Here is a 20,101-nt window from a genome sequence, read left to right as displayed (position 1 = left end):
ATAAATCGCATTATGCGATTTTCACAACCTAAGATAGCCGTATTAACGGCGCCCTCCTCCTCACTCATGCCAGTGAATGGAGCGCGTAGCCGGTTTTCTGAAACGCGCAGGCAATTGAAACTGCATGATAAATTGCGGCATCTCCCTTTGAAGGAGTGCTTTATTTCTTTACCAATCCGAAGGAGATGGATATACTTCAGGTAGATCATCCGAGCCCCCGTCGCGTCAGGATACGACCTCTCGGGTCACTAAAGCGAACTAAATTTGAGCATTTGAGCCATTGGAAAAGAACGGGAAGATTTTTGTCCCTCCTCCGAAGGACGGACGCGATTTCAAAGAACTGTTCAAGCAGTTAGCCGCCGTGGGAGCGGGCCGGCCTTTGGGTCGGGACGGGTTTCCACAAGGCCCGTGGACGCCGGAGTTGTTGGCGGAGGCGATATCACAGATCGACTCCAACCGGCTCGGCGTCGATTTGCGAACAGTCCAGCTCTGGTTTCAAGAAAACGATAAGGGAATCAGCCCTTCCAACATCCGCTGGCTGGCACGGATCTATGGCTGCGACGATCCGGAAGCGACGAGCGAATGGCTCGTGGAACTCAGTGCAGCGCAATCGCGGCTGACCTCTAAGAGGCGAAGTTCGAAAAAATCTGCTGGAAGCATGGCATCCTTCGGCCCTGAGACGTCGCCGCCTATTATGGTTGATTATGAAGAACCTGCGGGCAGTATCGCCCAAGACAATGAAGTTTCCCGAAAAAGACAACCGTTAAGCTTAGCTGAGAGATCGGAAGCGCTTTTCACTCATGGATCTCCCTTGAACCTTCCGGCATCGATATTCGCCGGTGCTTCCGCCCTCGGGTTTCTGTCGTACATCGTCGGGATCGCCAGCATCACCTATAGGCGGCCGGACGGCGTCGTTAAGGAAGTCGGTTTTCTATGGGCACCGAACTGGACCCTTCTCTTCATGGTACTCCTGCCGCTATTTTTCGCAGTTGTGATTGAGCTGCTGGCATTTTGGAAACAGGACGCACGCGTACGCCTGGCAGCACATGCCGATAGCTCAGAAAGCACCAAAGCCTGGGCGTGCAATGTTCGCGCTTATTCATATTCCTATTGGGCCGTTTTTCTGATCTGCATCCTGGTCGCTGGCCTTCTTCAATGGATCGGCGTGTGTCTCGTCCCCCTGCTGGAGGGTAGTGGCGATTACGCGATCAGCTGGGGCACGATAGCCATTGTGCAACCTGATCTCATATCGGTGCCTGTAGAGATCGTGTTCACCGCGCTTTCCTACCTTTACATGAGCATTTGCTTTTATCTCTTTTTCGCGGGCCTGATTTTGCTTCATACGATCGTCCACGATCTTTGGAAAATCGAAGGAGGCGCAAAGACGCAGCCAGAGCACGAGCATCGGCGCGAAATCCGCCTTAGGATCATGCGGGGAATTTTCCGCTGCACCATCCTTGGTGTTCTCGTCGCCGTGTGCATGAAGATCCAAAGCGCATACCTGAACTCCAATGGCGAAGACGTCATGACCTGGATAATTCACGATATGTCTTCGGTTCTCGAAGGCCACCCTGATGGTAGCCACAGCTTGGGCTATCGAATGCCAACGCATTACAGCAGCCTGCTTGTCGCCATTTCGGCCTGTGTCGTATTTGTATACGGTCTTCTTCGCCTGGCTTTCGAAAAGGAGTTCCGTGTGACTTTGTGGAAGATGTCAGCGGTCCTAGGCCTGCTCTTTGCCAGCTATCTGTTGATCGACGTCTTTGACGGCTTTTCGACCTTCCTCGGCGTTAGTGTTCTACTCGCCGTATACGGCCTCTTTGATCCAGAGTTCGGGCAACGGCGGCAGACCGAATTGGAAAGCAACCAGAGTGTATCATAGATGGATTGACCGGTGGGACGAGCAGCGGGCGCGGCGTGGCGAGGAAGCGAAGACAGCGAAACCTATCTTTCTCGACAGCTGCCTCGCTTTCCCGGACCAGAAGAGGGTAGGAACTGTCGAGGAGTTTTGTGCCCTTGCCGACCAAGCTCTGGCTGATCCAAGATTTTATGGCGAACCGAGCGAGAGCGATGATGGCTTTGAGATACAAGATGGGTGGTTGAAATTTCCTTCGGACATATCAACGGACGTCGAAGAGAATAACTTTGTTTGGGCGAAGGTAACCGAAAGTGGCTCGCACAACCAGGCATTGGTGATCTTCCACCACTGGAATGCCAGCCGCCGAAATCATCAGATCGCCAAGTATTTGTCGCGGCGTGGGATCACGACGGTCGAGATCGCCATGCCCTATCACTTCGAGCGAAGCCGTCCTGGCTCGCTCTATGCCGAGGACATGCTGAGCGCGAATCTCGGCCGAACGATCCAGTCTGTAAGGCAGGCCGTATGGGACGGACGAAAGCTGATCCGCTGGCTGAAAAGCGAAGGCTATCGAGAGATCTCGGTTCTCGGCATGAGCCTTGGCTCATGGGTTGCGGGATTGATCGCGGCACATGAACCGGCCGTAACAAAGGCGTCCTTGTTTTTGACGGCGGGTAGCCTCGCTGACATGGTTTGGACAGGCCGTGCGACCCGGGCGATACGTGAAGGCCTGGAGCGTGCGATCGAGATAGCCGATCTTCGTAGGGCGTGGGGGCCGCTGGATTTGGAGAACTACGCGCATAAGCTGGCGCGACCCAATCTTGCTCTTCACGCGGTGATCGCGACCAGAGACAAGGTGGTGTTACCCGAACTATCGAAACACTTCATAGAAAAACTACACGAAGCCGGGGCGAGGCCAAACGTCCTGGAGCTGAACTGCGGTCATTATTCCCTCGCGATGCCCCCGTACATATTGCTCGCAGGATTAAGCCTGAAGCGTTTTCTGTCGCGGCGAGGCTAACGTACGAGGACCGCAAAGGATCCCTGATGGCCGACAAGCAGAGCGGGCCTCCCGCTCTTCTCGCTCCCGCGTCTGTGAAAAATTTTCTGTTCTAGATCAATAGTTTGGGAACGGCATTTCGTTTGGTTTCGCTAGGATTCGCATTCCCTCACGCAATCTGCGGTAAGCACCGTAGTTACCAAATGTCAATTTTCAGCAAGGCCTGGTTCCAGTGGAAGCAGAGCCTTAGCGCTTATTCTGAACGGACACACATCGCAATCGACAGCGCACAGGAGAAGCTATTTCAGCTTTGAGAGCAGCCATGGATTCTGACGTATTCGACGTGCATTGCATCCGCAGGCAAGTGGGCTCAACTGGCTTGGTCATTTTCGAGCGTGACGACATCCCTGCTGACAAATAGGCCGCAGCTCGAAGACCCGACGCTGGGCGATATTGAGCTGTGGCCGTCTACTTATGGTCTGGATCCTTCGCTTCACCCGATGGCTGGAGCGCTAAGAACGACTCGACGATCTCCAAGAGCAACTTGGTCTTTTCGGCTGGGAGTTTTTCAATGTGCTTCATCAACCGGTAGCGGTTTTTCGCTTCGTTCTCGGATGTACCCCACAGGTGCGGAGCCGCCGCAAATATCAGATCAAGCGGCGAAAAATCCAGCAGTTCGCCGAGATGCACGAGGCGCGTGACGTGCAATTTAGCCTCACCACGCTCGTAGCGCCCATAGACCTGAGGAGTTAAGCCAACAAGAGGGACCAATTCCGGCCGGGTAAGCCCGTGTTCTTCGCGGGCAATGCGCAAGGCTTCGCCGAGCTTCTTGTCCATCTCGCCGAATTCGACAATGCCTTCGAAGCCCTCACGACGATAGATCGGACTATCGATCTCCGGATCACGAGCCTCAACGAGTCCGGCGCTTTCGATATGGTTTTGTGTTTTCGCGGTCATTTCCATCGCTCTGAGCGCTTTGCTTTCGCGATCTATATCACCCGAAGCCGTATTCAAAGCAAACGCCTCGTCCGAAATACGGAAGACCTTCGGATTTTGGGCAAGCTTGAAACGATATTCCACTGCCGAGACTGCCCGCAGCAATGAGATTGAATTCCAGACATGGCAGGTTTGATATGCTTCAGAAACATGAGCAAGGCAAAGGCCAGTTCGAGCTTTTGTTGGCGGAATTTGTGGCGATCGGCAAGAAGGCAAAAGCACTCGATGCAGCCGACGGCGCGCACCGGGCCAATGAGCTTACGGACCTGCGATCAGAAGCGACACGCATCCTGAAAGAACTTGTCGATCGCTGCCAGGAAATGGACGCGACCAATGAATGGCGGCCCTTCCTTGCCATCGCGCTGATTGCCGCCACTGCGGAAGGAAGCGATCTCCTTGGCTTCGACCTGCTCGAACTTATGGACAGAATTTTACCCAACTGATTGCTTGCGGCCTTGGGCTTCCCCTCTTTACGACGATCGCAATACCGAAATGGTCGCAAAATTTGCATTTCAGCGACAATAGCATCGACCATCTATTTTGTATAGAATAGCCAGTTATTTAATTTGATACGCAATGCTCATTTCAGCGAATGACGGTACGTGATTTGCTGGCCTGGAATGTCCGTAAGCTTCGAGTCCTGCGAGAGCTCTCGCAGGAGCGACTTGCGTTCGAAGCCGGGCTCGAGCGCGTGTCGATCTCGCAAATCGAACGAAAGCGGATCAATCTCGGCATCGACTCCGCGGAGCGTATTGCGCTCGCGCTCGACGTTCCCGTACACGCCTTGTTTATCTCACCGTCCGAAGGTGAAGAGCCTCCGGCGACGCTGAAACGTGGCCGGCGCCCACTGTCCTAACGCCGCCGCGGAAACTCACCTATTTCTGCAGGTCGAAGAAATAGCGGCTCGTGGTTTTTGTTGTATCGTCCCGGATATCGAAATAATAGGGCTTGTCCCGCAACGGCCGCGCCATGAATTCCGTGTAGGTGCAGGAATGCTCCCCCGAATAGACCCGCGTGACACCTTCGGCTGTCTGCGAGTTCCCGCCGAAGCGGTTCCATCGCCCTTGTCCGCATTCGTTGACAACACGGCTGCAGCGCGACAGGTCGGACCGTCCAATCCTGTCGCCGTTGTTTTCGGCCTCGGCCGGGTTCCATCCGCTTGGGCAATCGGCATATCGTTCATAACCCGGCTTACCGGAGCCGCCATCCGGACATGTCGGCCAGGAGAAGCGGGGCCGTTTCATGGCGCTGATCAGCTTGTTCATCGGTGGCAAGCAGGTCGCGATCGAATGCCAGGAAGGATTGTCTGAGGCCGCGCACAGAAGCACCTCGCAGCCCCACTCGCTGGCGAGAGCTTGTTTCTGCGCCCAAGGCGCCAAGGCTATCGACACCGCAGCGAAAATTAAAATCCACCTCATCGGTACCCTCCTAGATTTGGTGGATCAGCGATCCCGTCTGACTGGCGCGCGTCGCGCATCGGCAAACGGCGGCGTGAATTCCACTTTTCTTTCTCTGAGCAGATTGATGTCCGCCGCCGGACGACGGTCGAGCGTGCGGTCGACAGCCTTGGCCCGCCACTCGTTCATATCGAGGACATAGGTCCCCCAGATCCCATAGCGCGCCGACACGGCGTAACGCTGGGCATCCACATAGGCCGGCTGACGCGGCGCGTCTGGCGAGAGCCGCGCCCAGCCGACGCGCAGCATTTCGTGAGCGAGATCTCGGCTGCCGGACCGGCATGTCCCGACAGGCATGGCATCAGCGCCAAAACCGCGGATGTCACAGGTGACCGATCCTGAACCGACCGTGCGTTTCAGCCAGGCCTTCGCCAGCGCGCCACAAGGTACCGGAGCCAGAGCACCCGTGCTCGCATCCCCGGCCCTCTTCGGATCGAAGGCCCATTGCGGCAATTCGCAACCATCGATGCCGGCGAGGCGGACGGAGCGCCCATATGTCGGAAACCAGAGCGACGTGCCATCGATTGGCGTCGCTCTCCCCTTCATCACGACATGCTGCCGGACGACGGGCGCCCTATCGGCAAAGGAACCGCCGATGGGGTCCGCCGCACCCGCAGGGGCGGGTATCAAAAGCATCAGAGCGGCAAGAGCGGACAAGTGTCTCATCCTATTGGCCCTCCCGCTGGCGGGCCAGTCTGCTCAGCAGCAGGGAGGGATGCTGGACGTCGGGAAACTGCCAGAGGCCCGCTTTCCGCGCCCTCGCCTGCTGCTCGGCTACCGCATAAGGCGCGTGAACCGGAAGGCCTTTCGCATCGAGCGCAGCGAAGGCGTAACCTTCGGTGATGAGCGCCGTCGCAAGATCCAAGCGCTCGCTTCCCACCGTGCCATAGCACAGCACGAAACGCGTTTCGCCATCGACCGCCACCGGGGCGCATTGCGGCCCGATATCCTTGATAAACGCCGCAAGCACGGCGATCGAGGCCTCGCCGCAGTCCTGCCGCCCGCCGGAACGGTCGGTAAAGTATGTCCCGCGCAAACAGGACTGGACGCCATAGAGGCGATAGCGCTCGCCATGATCGATCCAGCTGTCGCCGGTTTCCAAGGTGACGCCGGCACCGAGGGCCACGTAGTCGGCCGCTTGCGCAGAAACGGTAACGGTGCAGATCGCCAGGGGAGCAAGCAGCCGGGCGCACTTCATCTGGCTTGCTCCTGCACACGCGGATCGGCCCACATGCCAAAACCCCCTCGCCCGATCTTTTCGGCGTCAGCGAGATCGCCCCGAAGCGGGCTGCCATCCGGCTTACGCGCGAGCTTCAGCGCACCGATCGAAACGAGTTGCTCCTCGATATTGTCCACCGTGTCGAGCGAGCCGGGAAAATTGTAGTAGCCGAAGCAGGTGACGTCCTGCTTCGCAGCCTTTTCCTCCGTCAGAAAGGCCCGGCAGAAGATCACCCTGGCGGCCTTCAGCTTGATCGCAAGCTGCTCCCGCCCGTAGTCCTCGCAACTCCCTGCGAACCCTTCGCTGCGATTGACCATTTCCCCCTGGCAGGGTTCGAGCCCGTAGAGGTGCAGCGACACCTTGTCATCGACCCTGACATCGGTCGGTGAGATCGCCTTGAACCCTTCGGCCGAGGAATAACCCTTCCGGGAAACCGCTTTCCTGCCCCCGTCATAATACTCGACGACCAGGACGGTCTTTCTGGGCGCGGCAAGCGAGCGGACATAGTCCTGATTGACAGAACCCGCCGCCTGCACCTGACCAGCCAAAAGTAGCGCCGACAGGACCGCGCCTGCAACACTTCGAAAACAGGACATATCCATATTTAGTATCTCATCGTTTGACAGAGCGATGCAGATTCCCTCTTTTCGACTCGATTTCTTTGATGTACGAGTTACCTTAAATAGTAACGTCATGCAATCGTAAATCCACGCTTCTGGCTTCGCAAGGCGAGGCCGAGCGCGCAGGATTCGAGGTGGATCGCCAGATGCATTACTTGCTGAGAATCGCACTTCCGGCGACATTGACGATCGCCCCCTTCGGCCACCAAGCGGCTGCAGGAGATGGATCCCTGTTTAATTATAAACGCTTTTCCAGCGAAACATGGGAAAACACTAGCGCGACATCAAATCTCTCGGACCTAAGCTCCGCCAATCCTTCCCTATCCTTCGACCTTGATCCCAGTGGCGTGGCGATGCCGGCTGCTACGCTTGGCATACCGAACAAATATAGTAACGCCTCAAAGGGCAAAAATGGCAAAGAAAACGGAGAGGTTTTGCCGGATTGGCTATCTCAAAGAGGTATCAATAACGGATACGTCTCTGCAACAGAGTGCCCAACGTCGCCGCTTGCGCCGGATCAGATTGCCCGCCTGACCAAAATGGCGGCCCAACGCTATGGCGTGGCACCGGAATTCGCATCCGCCGTCGTGTGGGCGGAAAGCCGCTTCGACCGGGTGCGCAACAGCCCGAAGGGTGCGCGCGGGCCGATGCAGTTGATGCCGGACACAGCGCGCGAGCTTGGGGTGGCGGATGCCTGCGATCCCGAAGCCAACATAGACGGCGGGGTCCGCTATCTGCGCGCCCTGCTGGACGAGTTCCAGAATCCCCTGCTGGCAGCGGCCGCCTATAACGCCGGACCACAGGCGGTCCGCGATCACGAGGGTATCCCGCCATACAGCGAAACGATCGACTATCTAGCGGAGATCCTGAACTTCCAGCTCGGTCTGCGCTCCCCAGGCAAACGGCCCGCTTCAAACAAATCCAATCACCAGCCCACAGACATCGGCGTCATCGGCGGCGTGTCCGTCGGACGCTTCGTCGCCGGGGTCATGAAATTCTGACATGCGAGAGGACAAGGACATGAGGAAGCTGTTTCGTTTATCCCACCTTCATCGCCGCCGCCTTTTAGCCGCCGGGATCGCCATTGCGATCGCGCAACTGGCATTCTCCGACGCCGCCCATGCCCAGTCGCTCGGACAGGCATTCAGCCCTGTGCAGGCGATCTTCCAGGCGGTCGTCGACTTCGTCAACGGACCCTTCGGACGGCTATGCGGCATCATTGCCGTCATGTCCCTCGGCTTTCTTGCCTGGATGGGCCGGCTGAGCTGGATCATCGCCGGCAGTGCCGCGCTCGGTATCGGCTTCGTCTTCGGGGCGCCCGGGATGGTCGATGCGATGATCGCTCTCGTGGGGTCGGGAACATGATCGGCGAAACTTCAGAGAAGCCTGTACTCACGCCGCTGGTGATCGGGCTGACGCGGTCGCCGACGCTTTGGGGCGTGCCCTATCTTGCCGGCGTCATCATCGTCGGCGCCACGATCATCGCCTGGCTCGCCAGCAATTCCATCTGGGCGTTCCTGACCGCGCCCGCCACCTACATGACGCTGTTCACCCTCTGCGCCTGGGATGCACGGATCCTCGACGTCCTGCAGGTCGCAACCCGGATGACACCCCGAACCCGGAACAAGACGTTCTGGGGCGCGAACTCCTACGGGCCATGACCATGCTGAAGGCGATCCGCGATGAGCTCGGCTTCGGATCGATCGGTCACCGCGAGCGGCCGATGTCGGCGCATATCCCCTATCTCAGGCACGTCGCAGACACCGTCATCCGGTTGGAGAGCGGCGCCCTGATGATGGTGCTGAAGCTCGATGGCCTCTTCTTCCAGACGGAGGACCAGGCGGAGCTCAACATGCGCTCGGTCGTCCAGAACACGATGATCCGGGCGCTCGGCTCCAGTCGCTTTTCGCTATGGTCGACGGTGGTCCGCCGGCAGGTGGATGCTGTCATGGACGGCGCGTTAGAGGATCGCTTTTGCGCGGTCCTCGACCAACGCTACATGGCGGCGCTCGGCCAAAAGCGTATGTTCACCAACGAAATCTACCTGACCGTACTGCGCTCCGGCCTGCGCGGTGTGCTCGCCGCCGGCGACACCGTTCGCCGATTTCTGAACCGGGCCGCCGGACGGGAGGCCGAGGAGGAACAACTTCGCGAGGCGATCAGCGAGCTCGAGGAACTCGCCGGCAACATCGTGCGCGATCTCGGCAAATATGGTGCCCGGACCCTCGGTATCGCCTATCGCGATGATGCTCCTTATTCCGAGCCCTGCGCGTTCCTCAATACCATCCTCACCTGCGGCGTGCCGCGCTACATGCGCTTGCCGCGCATGGGCATCGCCAACTACGTCGGAACATCGCGGCTGCATTTTTCCAGGCGGACCCTGCAGGCGCAGGGCGCGGTGGCCGAGGACAACCGCTTCGGCGCCATGCTGTCGATCAAGGAGTACCCGCCCTTCACCGGCCCCGGCATGCTGGACGGGCTGCTGCAGGTTAATCACGAATTCATCCTGACGCAGTCCTTCACGATCGCCGACAAGCCGATCGCCCAGGAGCGCATCACCCGGCTGAGGCGCCAGATCGGCGCGTCAGACGAGGCAGGAAGCGATGTCGAAAACGACATCGATTTCGCGCTGAACAGCCTTCTCAACCAGGAAGCCGTGTTCGGCTACCATCACCTGTCACTGCTCTGCCTCTCCCGCGATGTCGATGGCGTCAACAAAGCCGTATCGGACCTCGGCGCGTGCCTGACCGATATGAACATCAATTGGCTGCGCGAAGATCTCAACATGGAGGCGTCCTTCTGGGCGCAACTCCCCGGCAACCACACCTATATCGCCCGCAAGGCGATGCTCTCGAGCTCCAATTTCTCCGGCCTTTCCTCGATGCACAATTTCGCATCAGGGCAGCGGGAGGGCGCCCATTGGGGGACGCCGATCACCATCCTCGAAACGACCAGCCAGACCCCCTACTGGTTTAATTTCCATCAGCGTGACATCGGCCATTTCCTGGTCACCGGGCCGACTGGGTCCGGAAAAACGGTGGCGCTGACCTTCCTGCTCGCCCAGGCCTTTCGGGTGCGGCCGAGGCCGCGCGCCGTCTTCATCGACAAGGACAGGGGCGGCGAAATCTTCATCAGGGCGATGAACGGCGCCTATGAGGTCCTGACGCCGGGTACGCCAACCGGCTTCAATCCGCTGCAGCTCGAAAACACCGGCGAGAACCGTGAATTTCTGCTGCGTCTCCTGAAGGCAATGTTGCGCAAGGGCGATGGCAGCGTCTTTGCACAGGAAGAGGAAGACACGCTCGAACGCGCGCTCGTCAGGTTGATGCAGGAGCCGGTTGCCGAGCGAAACCTCGCCAATCTCGCCGGTCTGCTGACCGGCCGGTCCCGCGCCGATCCGAACGATCTACATTCCCGGCTGCGGCCCTGGATCGAAGGTGAGAAGGCCTGGCTCTTCAACGCGCCCCACGACGTCTTGTCGTTTTCTGGTCGCTCAGCATTCGGCTTCGACATGACCAGCATCCTCGACAATGACGAGGTACGCACGCCGGCCTTGATGTACATCTTCCATCGCCTCGACGAACTCTTCGACGGTACACCGGTAATGATCTTCATGGACGAAGGCTGGCGCCTGCTGCGCGATCCGGTCTTCAGCGACTTCATCGTCGACAAGATGAAGACGATCCGCAAGCAGAACGGCATCGTCGGCTTCGGCACGCAATCGGCCGCCGACATCGTCCGATCGCCGGCCGCCCATACCATCATCGAGCAGTCGGCGACCAACATCCATTTCCCCAATCCGCGGGCCGACGAGGAAAGCTACATCCAGCGCTTCGGCCTGACGGCGAAGGAATTCAACTTCGTCCGCAACACGCCGCCGGAAAAACGCACCTTCCTCGTCAAGCACGGCAATGACAGCGTCATCGCCCGCCTCGATCTCGGCTCCATGCCCGACCTCATCAAGGTTCTTTCCGGACGAAAGGAGACAATCGAGGAGTGCAGCCGTCTTCGCGACGCCTTTGGTGATGATCCCTCCGCCTGGCTCCCAAAATTCTGCGGCTGGGAGGAAGACACATGAGAGCCGCCCTGCTGTCCGCGGCACTCCTGTCGGCCGTTTCGGCGTCGATCGCCTGGGCGGACGTGCCTGTTGTCGACGACACAAATCTTGGCGAACGCAAGGATCGGGATTCGGCCACGTCAGGCATCGAGGACGCTGACCATGACCGCTATACGATCCACACATCGGTCACTTGCTCGATGTATCGCCCAGGCCGGCGCAATGATCCGGTCGGTGCGGCCGAAGCCAATCCGGAGATTTCCGGCCTCGTCCGGCGAGTCGCCCGCGAGGAAGGTGTCGACGAGAACCAGTTTCTCGCCCTCGTCTATCAGGAAAGCCGCTTCAACCCCTGTGCCAAGTCCTCTGCCGGCGCCACCGGGCTCTCCCAGCTGATGCCGGGCACGGCCTCACAGCTTGGCGTCGATGAGAACAATATCGAGCAGAACCTGCGTGGCGGAGCGCGTTATTACAAACAGCAGCTCGAGCGCTATAACGGCAATGTCTCGCTGGCGCTTGCCGCCTATAATTCCGGTACCGGCAACGTCAACAAATATGGCGGTATCCCGCCCTTCAAGGAGACGCAGGGCTACGTCGCCTCGATTACGCAGCAATGGCTGCCGGCCTTCGGCGGTTCCGACAAGTCGGCAATACCCCTCAATTTTGGGGGAGGAGAAACCGCCTATACCGGCATGCGCTCGTCCACGCTGAATGCGATGGGCGCGACGGCGGCGACGCAGGATAGCCTTGCCAATGTCGCGAGCTGGTACCAGCAGCTCGGGCAACTCCAGACCCGCACCATTCAGGATAGCTGGGACCACAATTCGACCGCTCGCAACGCCAATCTGGAGATGATGAACAATGTCATCCGGCTCGGCACGGCGATGGCCGATCTCCTCAATTCGCGCAACGCGGTTTCATCGGCCAACCTTTCGGGCTCGTCGCGCAGTTCGGTGCACAAACACGACGACGACAAGCCCCGCGACGTCACCGACTTGTGCGATCTGCGCCAGAACCTCGTCTGGAACGATGAGGAGAAGGCTTGCGTCGCGGAGCGCGAATCCGAGGACAAAGTGCAACTGCAATTGCAAACGCAATGACAGGAGAAGAAACATGAAAGCGATATTCTGGACTGGCGTTGCCCTTCTCGCCCTGCCGGCCTCGGCACTGGCGGACGTCCCCGTCATCGATCGGACCAATTATGAGGTCGCCAAAAAAACCGCGGATACGACCAACCAGATCCTCGATACCAACAAGGATATCCTCACGACGGTGCAGGATACGCTGAAAGCCGTCACCGGCGATCGCGGCAGCATGGCCGGTCCGTTGAAGAACCTCGCGATCGGCAACGGCTTCAGCGTCTCGGCGATTCCCTCCTTCGACAGCATCCTGAAAGACGGGGTTCCGAATTTCGGCTCGATGAGCAGCGAAATCACCAAAGCGGCAACCCTCTTCATCAACGGGCTGCAACTGGTCAAATCGCTTTCGGGGCAGACAAACAGCAGCTTCTCCGGCGACAAGTCCTATGAGCAACTGGTCAATACCGTGCTCGGCGTCTCCGCCCTGATCAACGGTTCGCAACAGGCGATCGAGACGCGGCGCAGCGCCTTCGAGCTGGCAGGCAGGCAGATCGGCACCGCCGAGGATATCAAGGGTTCCATCGACCAGAACACGCAGTTGCAGGTCCAGTCGGGTCTGACATTCAACGAAATGATCGGCGTGATGAATGGTGCGGTCACGTCCCTGCAGGCCGAGAACCAGCGGCGCCTCACCGATGTTTCTAATTCCAAGAAGGCCCTGGCCTACGGAAACTGACGATGCAGCGAATCCTCCGATTGATCCTCGCGGCGGCCTTGTCCCTGACGGTGACGAGCTGCGGCACCGTCAGGGAAAAGACCGCGCCCTGCAAGCGGCCGGCCAACCTGACGTCCTTTGCCGAGGACCCCAGACACGAATGCGGACCGATGCGCGCCGTCAACGATCCGGCGTCGGCATTCGCGGCGATCGGCATTCCAAAGGGAGGGTCGGAATAGGATGCAGGATTTCCTTGGCGACCTCCTCAACCGTATCGAGAATTCCGGCGCCAGTTTTTCGGAGCAAGCCTACACGATCGTCGGCAACGAGATCCTGCCGGTCCTTCGGCTGATGCTCGTTCTCTATATCGCCTGGTACGGGTTGCAGCTGGTCATGGGAACCGCCCGCATCGGCGTCGGCGAGATCGTGCTTCGCATCGTCCGCATGGTGATGATCCTCGGTCTCGTCAGCTCTTGGGGCAACTTCAACAATTTCGTCTACCGCTGGGTCAACGACACACCGGAAGATGTCGGCCGCGCAATCCTCGCCGCCTCCGGAACCGGTATCACCGAGCCGACGAACGGCATGTCGATGATCTGGCAGACGGCCAATCAGGCGGCCTCCGCCTTTGCCGAGCAATCCGGTTACTTCTCTATTCTACCCAGCATGATCGGCCTGCTGATCATGGTCGGCGCCGGGGTGTTCATCGCCGTGGCGCTTGCCATCCTCATCCTGGCCAAGGTCATGCTCTGGGTGCTGATCGGCACCGCACCGATTTTCGTGTCCTGCTTTCTGTTCGAACGCAGCCGCGGCTATGGCGTCGGCTGGTTCAACCAGGTCCTCACCTATGCCTTGATCCCGCTGTTCATTTACGTGATCGCCGCCTTCCTGATCGCCGCCATGAACCCGGAACTGTCGAAGATTGACGCCGCCAGCGGAACGCGAACGCTGACCCTCGGCGATGTCGCCGGCTTCCTGCTGCTCTGCATCGCCGGCGGTTTCGTCATGCTGTACATCCAGTCGATCGGTCAGGGCATCGCCGGCGGCATCGCATCGGGAGTCGGAAGTGCCGCAACCGGCATCGCGCACCGCCTGGGAATTCAATACCCGCTTGCCACGGCGCGCGGCAGTGTCGCGGCAGGCCGCGGTGCTTATCGCTTCGGCGGCAACCTGAGAAACCGGTTCCGCGGCTCTGGAGACGATGACGACTCCGGCGTCAAATCAGCCATGCAGAGCCGGATATCCCAGCAGGGCAATCCCACCTGAGCATTCATTTTCAAGAAGACGGAAGCATATGGCGGACAGCAAAGATCTTGATCTACGAAGCTATTATCAAAGCGGAGACATCTGGGAACAGGAGATCGTCAAAAGGGCAAAGCGATCGCGGGCGCTCGCCTGGTTCGTGACGACGATTTTCGGCGCGATCACCCTGCTCAGCCTGGTCGCCCTCGTCATGCTGGTGCCGCTGAAGAGCTTCGAGCCCTATCTCGTCGAGGTCGACAAGAACACCGGCTATATCGAGGTCAAGACCGGTCTGACCCGGCCTGTTACGCTGACCGAGCAGCAGGCCATCACCCAGGCCAATATCGTCCGCTATATCCGCGCCCGGGAGGGATATGATCCCTATGCCATCGAGCAGAATTTCGGGATCGCGGCGCTTCTATCGACGGGCAATGCCGCGCGCGAGCTGCAGGATCTCTACAGCACGACCAACCTGAAGAACCCGGCGAAGATCTACGGTCGCAACAAGCGCGTCATGACCGAGATCGCATCCGTCACCTTCCCCAACAGCTCGACCGGCATCGTGCGGTTCTCGACGACCGAAATCTCCGATACCGACTCGATCGCTCGTCACTGGATCGCCGTTGTGCGCTATCGCTACACCGACACCCCTGCGACGAACGAGTGGCGTTTCGAAAACCCTCTCGGCTTCCAGGTCTACGACTACCGCCGCGATCAGGAAACCGTCACCGGGAGCGGCCAGTGAACCGGGCGGCTGTCCTCCTCATCCTGAGCCTGATGTCCCTGTCAGCCGCCCAGGCGGCCGAGACGCCATCGGCCGGGCGGCTCGACGCCCGTGTTACCAGCGTCGTCTACCAGCCGAACAATGTGGTTCGGGTCTTCGCGACCTACGGCATCTCGACGATGATCATCTTCGACGAGGACGAGAAGTTCGAGACGATTGCGGTCGGCGACAGCGATAGCTGGGACGTGGTGCCGACGGACAAGGGCAATATCCTCTTCGTGAAGCCGAAGGCCAGGAACGCCGCCACCAACATGAACGTCGTGACCACCAAGCGCATCTACTATCTCGAACTCACGGACTTCGCGCCGGAGGACAACAAAAAGGTCTTTGGTATTCGTTTCGTCTATCCCGATAAGGATCTCAACGCCTCGCTGCGCAAGGAGGCTGAAGCCCGCGCCGCCTTTCCGAACATCGCCGGTATCGACAAGGCCAACGTCAATATCGACTATTCCTTCTCCGGCGATCCAGGGCTGAAGCCGCTGATGATCTTCGATGACGGCAAGAAGACCTTTTTCAAGTTCGGGCCGAAAGTGCCGGCGATCTTTGCCGTCAATGCCGACTTCACCGAAACGCTGCGCAATTTCCGCCGCGAGGGCGACTACATCGTTCTCGACGGCACGGCCACCCAATACACCCTGCGCGATGGCAATCAGTGGACATGCATCTTCAATCTCCGCAAGCCCGACTTCGGAGCGCCCGATCCGGCGGTGATGGGTCCGGCATTCGATAGCACGGCCAGCAAGCGAAGAAGGACCGGCAACGGATGAATCGATCTCCCGAACTCGAAGCCATGCTGGAAGTGGACCAGAGCGAGGTCCGCGACCGGAGGGCGAGGCGCAAGCAACTGTTCGGCGGCGCGGTGTTTGTGCTCATTGGCGCCGTGCTCGCCTATCTCTTCGTCTTCGCACCGAAGAAACCCCCGCAGGACGTGCTCAGAGGCGACGAGGAGTTCTCCACCACCACATTCCGCCCACCGTCCTTTCTCCGCGACGATCAAAGGCCGGCGGAAAAGCCGGCCGACAACATCATTCAGCTGCCCGAACCGCCGGAGGAAAAGAAGGAGGAGCCCGCCGATACCACCGAGTTCGATGTCCCTGCCCCGCCGGTCACGGTCGAGACGGCCGACAAGCCGGTGGAGCAAATCCCGGAGGAGTTTCCCAAGCGCTATCTTTCCAAGCAGATCATCGTCGATTCCACCAAGGCTGATAGCGCGGATAACAGTCTGAACGGGGGAACTGCTGGCGATGGGCCGACCGTTGCGGGAGAGGATCGCAACAGCAAGTTCCTGGCGACAGCATCGGCCATCGGCGATCGCTCGGCGAAAGCGCGCCAGGTCGGCCGGCTGGATGCCATGATCCCCGAGGGCACGCTGATCCCCGGCATCCTGGAGACGGCGATCAATGGCGACCTGCCCGGTCAGATCCGCGCCATTACCTCACAGGACGTCTATTCCTTCGACGGCCGACGCGTGCTCATTCCGACCGGCACGCGCCTGATCGGCGAATACCAGTCCGATGTGACCCGCGGCCAGAAACGCATCTTCGTGATCTGGACGCGCCTTCTACGTGACGATGGCGTCTCGGTGCGGCTGAACAGCATCGGCACCGATGGCCTGGGCCGATCGGGACTGACCGGCATCGTCGACAACAAATGGCGCGAGCGGTTCGGATCAGCGATTCTCCTGTCCATCGTCGGCGCCGGGTCCTCCTACCTGACCGGCTATGGCAGCGGCCAATACAGCTCATCATCGGGCAACAACGAGTCCGATTCCGACCGCGCCGCCGAGCTCGCCCGCGAGACGATCGCTCGGACGTTCTCCGATATGGCCAACCAGGCGCTCGGCGAGAACCTCCGCATCCCGCCGACGATCAGCGTCCATCAGGGCGAACGCATTTTCGTCTATGTCCGCCAGGACCTCGACTTCTCGGCCATGTATCCGGATCCGGTCGAGGAAGCCTTGAAGGAGATCAAGCATGAACGAGGCATCGATACGGGTCGCCGCATCCGGCAATGATCCGCACTATTTCCTGAAGCGGGCGCTGGCACCGCTGGCGTCGTTCCTCGATGACCCACACGTCGTGGAGATCTCCGTCAACCGCCCGGGCGAGGTCTTCATCGAGCGCCTCGGCGCCGACCATATGCAGTTCCTTACGATCCCCGCTCTCACCTCGACGGAGATCGAGCATATCGGTGAACGGGTCGCAGCCGCCAGCAACCAGTTCGTCAGCCGCAGCAATCCATTGCTGAGTGCGGCACTCCCCTCCGGCGAGCGTATCCAGATCGTCCTGCCGCCGGCGGCCGCAGACGGCGGCGCGATCTCGATCAGGAAGCAGGTCGTGAGCGATTTTACGCTGGCGCAATATCGCGACAGCGGCGCCCTCGACAAGGTGGCGGTGACCGTCGGAGGGCTGAGTGCGACCGAAGAGAAACTCATCGCTCTTCTCGATGCCGACCGCATCCACGATTTTATCGAGACCGCCGTGCGCGGGCGCGTGTCGATCCCGATCAGCGGCGGCACCTCGACCGGCAAGACCACGTTTCTCAATGCTTGCCTGAAAAGCGTCGATGAACACGAGCGCATTCTGACGCTGGAGGACACGCGCGAGCTCTTTCCACCACATCGCAACAGCGTGCATCTGCTCGCCTCGCGTGGCGATCAGGGCACTGCCCAGGTGACGATCCAGTCGCTGCTTGAGGCATCGCTGCGCATGCGGCCGGACCGGCTCTTCGTCGGCGAGATCCGTGGCGCCGAGGCTTTCGCCTTCCTGCGGGCGATCAACACCGGCCATCCCGGCAGCATGTCGACGGTGCATGCCGACACACCGATGGGCGCCTATGAGCAGCTTGCCATGATGATGATGCAGACAGGCATGTCATCGGGATATTCGAAGCCGGACCTCATGTCCTATATCCGCATGGTTATCCCTGTGGTCATCCAGCTTCGCCGCAACGGCGGCCGGCGTGGCGTCTCCGAGATCTACTTCGCGCGGCGATCGCCATGAAGAAGTCCCACCAGGCCATCTATCTGGTGTTCTGCCTGCTCTTCGCCGTCGCCATCTGGATGCTCGGCTACAGCCTGATCCTCCAGCTTGTCTGGAAAGACGGGCGGATCCTCAAGCTGCTGACCACCACCAATCCGCTGGCGCCGTTTCAGCAGCTGATCGCCTATCCCAACAATCGGTCCCTCCAGCTCGCCGCCATCGGCGCTCTTGTTCCAGCGATCGGCATCGCCTCGATTGCCGCGGTCACGGGGCTTCGGCGGCCGTCGAACCCGCTCGGAGATGCTGCCTTCCAGGACATGGCGTCGCTGCGACGCGGCGGATGGTTTCGGAAGGAAGGACATATCCTCGGACGCATCGGGCGCAATATCCTGAGCCGGCACGACGACCGGCATCATCTCATCATTGGCCCGACGCGCTCCGGCAAGGGCGTTGGCTATGTCATTCCTAACGCGCTGATGTTTTCCGGCTCGATGATCGTCACCGATCTCAAGGGCGAGATTTTCGAGCATACGGCCGGATACCGGAGGTCCAAAGGACACCAGGTCTTTCTCTTCTCTCCGGGCGCGGCCAAAACCCATCGCTGGAACCCGCTGGATTTCGTGCGAAGCGATCGCGGCAGTCGCACGATCGACATCCAGAACATGGCAAGCATTCTCATTCCTGAAGCGATCGGTTCCGAAAACGCTGTCTGGCAGGGCATCGCCCAGCAGGTGATCGCCGGCGTCATCAGCTATGTGCTGGAAAGCCCTTTCTACAAGAACCGTCGCAACCTTGGCGAGGTCAACGGCTTCTTCAATGCCGGCGTCGACCTGCAGATCCTGATGAAACTTATCAAGGAGAAGGAGCCTTATCTCTCGCGTTTCACGACCGAGAGCTTCAATGCCTACATCGCACTGAACGAACGGGCGGCCCGCTCGGCGCTCCTCGACATCCAGAAGGCGCTGGCGCCGCTGCGCAACGAGCGTGTCGTCGCCGCGACCGCCGTGACGGACATGGATCTCGTGTCACTGCAGCGCCGGCCGGTCACCATCTACCTGGCGCCGAACGTCACCGACATGACGATCTTGCGGCCCCTGCTGACGCTCTTCGTCCAGCAGGTCATGGATCTCCTGACCCGTGAGCACAACCCCAATGCCCTGCCTGTCTATTTCCTGCTCGACGAATTCCGACAGCTGAAGAAGATGGACGAGGTCCTCAACAAGCTCCCCTATGTGGCCGGCTACAACATAAAAATGGCCTTTATCATCCAGGACCTGAAGAATATCGACGAAATCTACGGCGAGACCGCAAGGCACTCGCTGCTCGGCAATTGCGGCCTGCAGCTCATCCTCGGCGCCAACGATCAGGCAACGGCCGAATACGCATCGCGTGCGCTTGGCAAACGCACCATCCGGTATCAGTCGGAATCCCGCACGCTGGAGTTCATGGGACTGCCGCGACGGACGAAGGTCGAGCAGATCCGTGAGCGCGACCTGATGATGCCGCAGGAGGTGCGCCAGATGCCGGAGGACAGGATGATCCTGCTGGTCGAGGGTCAGCGCCCGATCTTTGGCGGCAAGCTTCGCTATCATGCCGTCCAGCCGTTCAAGGCTGCTGCCGCCTATGCCGAGCAGCAGCAGCCGGACGTCCCCGATCTGGAGTTCGAAGCAGCGTTGCCTGTTCCTGCGCTGGCACCGGAATATGACCCTGCGGCCGATGGGCCGGGTGAAGAACGCCCCACCCTGAAGCTTGCTCCCCAGGCAGGCGAAACTCCGACTGTTCCAAAACGCGTCGCCCGCAGCGTCAGGAAAACCTCCGATAAAGCCCGCTCGGATCGGGCGAAGAAAACCTCAAACACCGGAGCAGAAACCGCAATCGGCGATCTGGTAGCCAAGGCAGAAGAGCGGATCCTTCCGACGGCAGACAAACTGAAATCAGCCGTCGAGGCTTCACTGGCGCAGGCAGCAGAGATCACTCCCCGACAACGCAAGAGCATTCACGACATCCTTGCCCAGACGGTTCCGGATCCAGCGGAGATCGGGCTGGAATAGTTGGGCGCCGATGTTGCGCCTCACCCGTCAAGACACCCCCAAAAC

General features: G+C 59.7%; 22 protein-coding genes. 17 read left to right on the top strand and 5 right to left on the bottom strand.

The features are described 5' to 3' along the window. Positions 1 to 280: 280 nt before the first annotated feature. Together QEO92_RS32205 and QEO92_RS32200 are read left to right on the top strand one after the other, a co-directional pair. A complete protein-coding gene (locus QEO92_RS32205; protein ID WP_210058801.1) occupies positions 281 to 1,882 on the top strand; it encodes an RcgA family putative transporter in 1,602 nt (533 codons plus the stop codon). Continuing rightward, positions 1,872 to 2,879: an alpha/beta fold hydrolase gene (locus tag QEO92_RS32200; RefSeq protein ID WP_210058799.1), complete on the top strand. Its 1,008-nt coding sequence runs from the start codon at positions 1,872 to 1,874 to the stop codon at positions 2,877 to 2,879. The genes QEO92_RS32205 and QEO92_RS32200 overlap by 11 nt, the downstream gene beginning before the upstream one ends. A gap of 447 nt (positions 2,880 to 3,326) precedes the next feature. On the opposite strand, the gene QEO92_RS32195 is transcribed toward QEO92_RS32200, so the two are convergent. Further along, entirely contained in the window at positions 3,327 to 3,938 is a 612-nt protein-coding gene (locus tag QEO92_RS32195) for a helix-turn-helix transcriptional regulator (RefSeq protein WP_280107556.1), read from the bottom strand. 20 nt (positions 3,939 to 3,958) lie between these two features. Between QEO92_RS32195 and QEO92_RS32190 the strand changes: the two genes are divergently transcribed. Together QEO92_RS32190 and QEO92_RS32185 are read left to right on the top strand one after the other, a co-directional pair. Further along, a complete protein-coding gene (locus QEO92_RS32190) occupies positions 3,959 to 4,297 on the top strand; it encodes a hypothetical protein (RefSeq protein ID WP_210058797.1) in 339 nt (112 codons plus the stop codon). Between the two features lie 149 nt (positions 4,298 to 4,446). Then, complete coding sequence (locus QEO92_RS32185) at positions 4,447 to 4,710, top strand: helix-turn-helix transcriptional regulator (RefSeq protein ID WP_227705920.1); 264 nt, start codon at positions 4,447 to 4,449, stop codon at positions 4,708 to 4,710. A gap of 19 nt (positions 4,711 to 4,729) precedes the next feature. On the opposite strand, the gene QEO92_RS32180 is transcribed toward QEO92_RS32185, so the two are convergent. From QEO92_RS32180 to QEO92_RS32165, 4 genes are read right to left on the bottom strand one after another with little or no spacing between them, the layout of a single operon-like run. Beyond that, positions 4,730 to 5,272 carry a hypothetical protein gene (locus QEO92_RS32180; protein ID WP_210058793.1) on the bottom strand — a complete coding sequence of 181 codons (543 nt, stop codon included), beginning with the start codon at positions 5,270 to 5,272 and terminating at the stop codon, positions 4,730 to 4,732. 24 nt (positions 5,273 to 5,296) lie between these two features. After that, positions 5,297 to 5,977: a thermonuclease family protein gene (locus tag QEO92_RS32175; protein ID WP_210058791.1), complete on the bottom strand. Its 681-nt coding sequence runs from the start codon at positions 5,975 to 5,977 to the stop codon at positions 5,297 to 5,299. 1 nt (position 5,978) lies between these two features. Then, the gene (locus QEO92_RS32170) at positions 5,979 to 6,509 is read right to left on the bottom strand and encodes a thermonuclease family protein (protein WP_210058790.1); all 531 of its coding nucleotides are present in this window, start codon (positions 6,507 to 6,509) and stop codon (positions 5,979 to 5,981) included. Further along, positions 6,506 to 7,132, bottom strand: a complete 627-nt coding sequence (locus tag QEO92_RS32165) for a hypothetical protein (protein ID WP_227705919.1) — start codon at positions 7,130 to 7,132, stop codon at positions 6,506 to 6,508. The genes QEO92_RS32170 and QEO92_RS32165 overlap by 4 nt, the downstream gene beginning before the upstream one ends. 164 nt (positions 7,133 to 7,296) lie before the next feature. On the opposite strand from QEO92_RS32165, the gene QEO92_RS32160 reads away from it, so the two are divergent. The 13 genes from QEO92_RS32160 to QEO92_RS32100 are packed head-to-tail and all read left to right on the top strand — an operon-like array spanning position 7,297 to position 20,056. Continuing rightward, on the top strand, positions 7,297 to 8,151 hold the full coding sequence (locus tag QEO92_RS32160) for a lytic transglycosylase domain-containing protein (RefSeq protein ID WP_210058818.1): 855 nt from the start codon (positions 7,297 to 7,299) through the stop codon (positions 8,149 to 8,151). A gap of 19 nt (positions 8,152 to 8,170) precedes the next feature. Next, positions 8,171 to 8,515 carry a TrbC/VirB2 family type IV secretion system protein gene (locus tag QEO92_RS32155; RefSeq protein WP_210058788.1) on the top strand — a complete coding sequence of 115 codons (345 nt, stop codon included), beginning with the start codon at positions 8,171 to 8,173 and terminating at the stop codon, positions 8,513 to 8,515. Continuing rightward, positions 8,512 to 8,811, top strand: coding sequence for a VirB3 family type IV secretion system protein (locus tag QEO92_RS32150; protein ID WP_210058786.1), 300 nt, complete (start codon positions 8,512 to 8,514; stop codon positions 8,809 to 8,811). The genes QEO92_RS32155 and QEO92_RS32150 overlap by 4 nt, the downstream gene beginning before the upstream one ends. A 2-nt stretch (positions 8,812 to 8,813) precedes the next feature. Then, positions 8,814 to 11,228 carry a VirB4 family type IV secretion/conjugal transfer ATPase gene (locus QEO92_RS32145; protein ID WP_210058816.1) on the top strand — a complete coding sequence of 805 codons (2,415 nt, stop codon included), beginning with the start codon at positions 8,814 to 8,816 and terminating at the stop codon, positions 11,226 to 11,228. Continuing rightward, entirely contained in the window at positions 11,225 to 12,304 is a 1,080-nt protein-coding gene (locus QEO92_RS32140) for a lytic transglycosylase domain-containing protein (protein WP_210058785.1), read from the top strand. Before QEO92_RS32145 ends, QEO92_RS32140 begins: the two co-directional genes overlap by 4 nt. Before the next feature lie 13 nt (positions 12,305 to 12,317). Beyond that, positions 12,318 to 13,019, top strand: a complete 702-nt coding sequence (locus tag QEO92_RS32135; RefSeq protein ID WP_210058784.1) for a type IV secretion system protein — start codon at positions 12,318 to 12,320, stop codon at positions 13,017 to 13,019. Between the two features lie 2 nt (positions 13,020 to 13,021). Then, positions 13,022 to 13,237, top strand: coding sequence for a hypothetical protein (locus QEO92_RS32130; protein ID WP_210058783.1), 216 nt, complete (start codon positions 13,022 to 13,024; stop codon positions 13,235 to 13,237). A gap of 1 nt (position 13,238) precedes the next feature. Beyond that, complete coding sequence (locus QEO92_RS32125; RefSeq protein ID WP_210058782.1) at positions 13,239 to 14,264, top strand: TrbL/VirB6 family protein; 1,026 nt, start codon at positions 13,239 to 13,241, stop codon at positions 14,262 to 14,264. Positions 14,265 to 14,292: 28 nt separating this feature from the next. Continuing rightward, positions 14,293 to 14,985 (top strand): VirB8 family type IV secretion system protein, encoded by a 693-nt coding sequence (locus QEO92_RS32120; protein WP_210058781.1) that lies wholly within the window; start codon positions 14,293 to 14,295, stop codon positions 14,983 to 14,985. 32 nt (positions 14,986 to 15,017) lie between these two features. Continuing rightward, positions 15,018 to 15,791: a TrbG/VirB9 family P-type conjugative transfer protein gene (locus QEO92_RS32115; protein ID WP_210058814.1), complete on the top strand. Its 774-nt coding sequence runs from the start codon at positions 15,018 to 15,020 to the stop codon at positions 15,789 to 15,791. Then, on the top strand, positions 15,788 to 17,038 hold the full coding sequence (gene virB10 / locus QEO92_RS32110; RefSeq protein ID WP_210058780.1) for a type IV secretion system protein VirB10: 1,251 nt from the start codon (positions 15,788 to 15,790) through the stop codon (positions 17,036 to 17,038). The genes QEO92_RS32115 and virB10 overlap by 4 nt, the downstream gene beginning before the upstream one ends. Next, positions 16,998 to 18,026, top strand: a complete 1,029-nt coding sequence (gene virB11, locus QEO92_RS32105) for a P-type DNA transfer ATPase VirB11 (RefSeq protein WP_227705918.1) — start codon at positions 16,998 to 17,000, stop codon at positions 18,024 to 18,026. The genes virB10 and virB11 overlap by 41 nt, the downstream gene beginning before the upstream one ends. After that, positions 18,023 to 20,056 (top strand): type IV secretory system conjugative DNA transfer family protein, encoded by a 2,034-nt coding sequence (locus QEO92_RS32100; RefSeq protein WP_210058776.1) that lies wholly within the window; start codon positions 18,023 to 18,025, stop codon positions 20,054 to 20,056. The genes virB11 and QEO92_RS32100 overlap by 4 nt, the downstream gene beginning before the upstream one ends. The last annotated feature ends 45 nt before the right edge of the window (positions 20,057 to 20,101 follow it).

This window comes from Neorhizobium petrolearium (genome assembly GCF_029854435.1).
Taxonomy (GTDB): Bacteria; Pseudomonadota; Alphaproteobacteria; order Rhizobiales; family Rhizobiaceae; genus Neorhizobium; species Neorhizobium petrolearium.
This window is presented reverse-complemented; position numbering and strand designations above follow the sequence as displayed.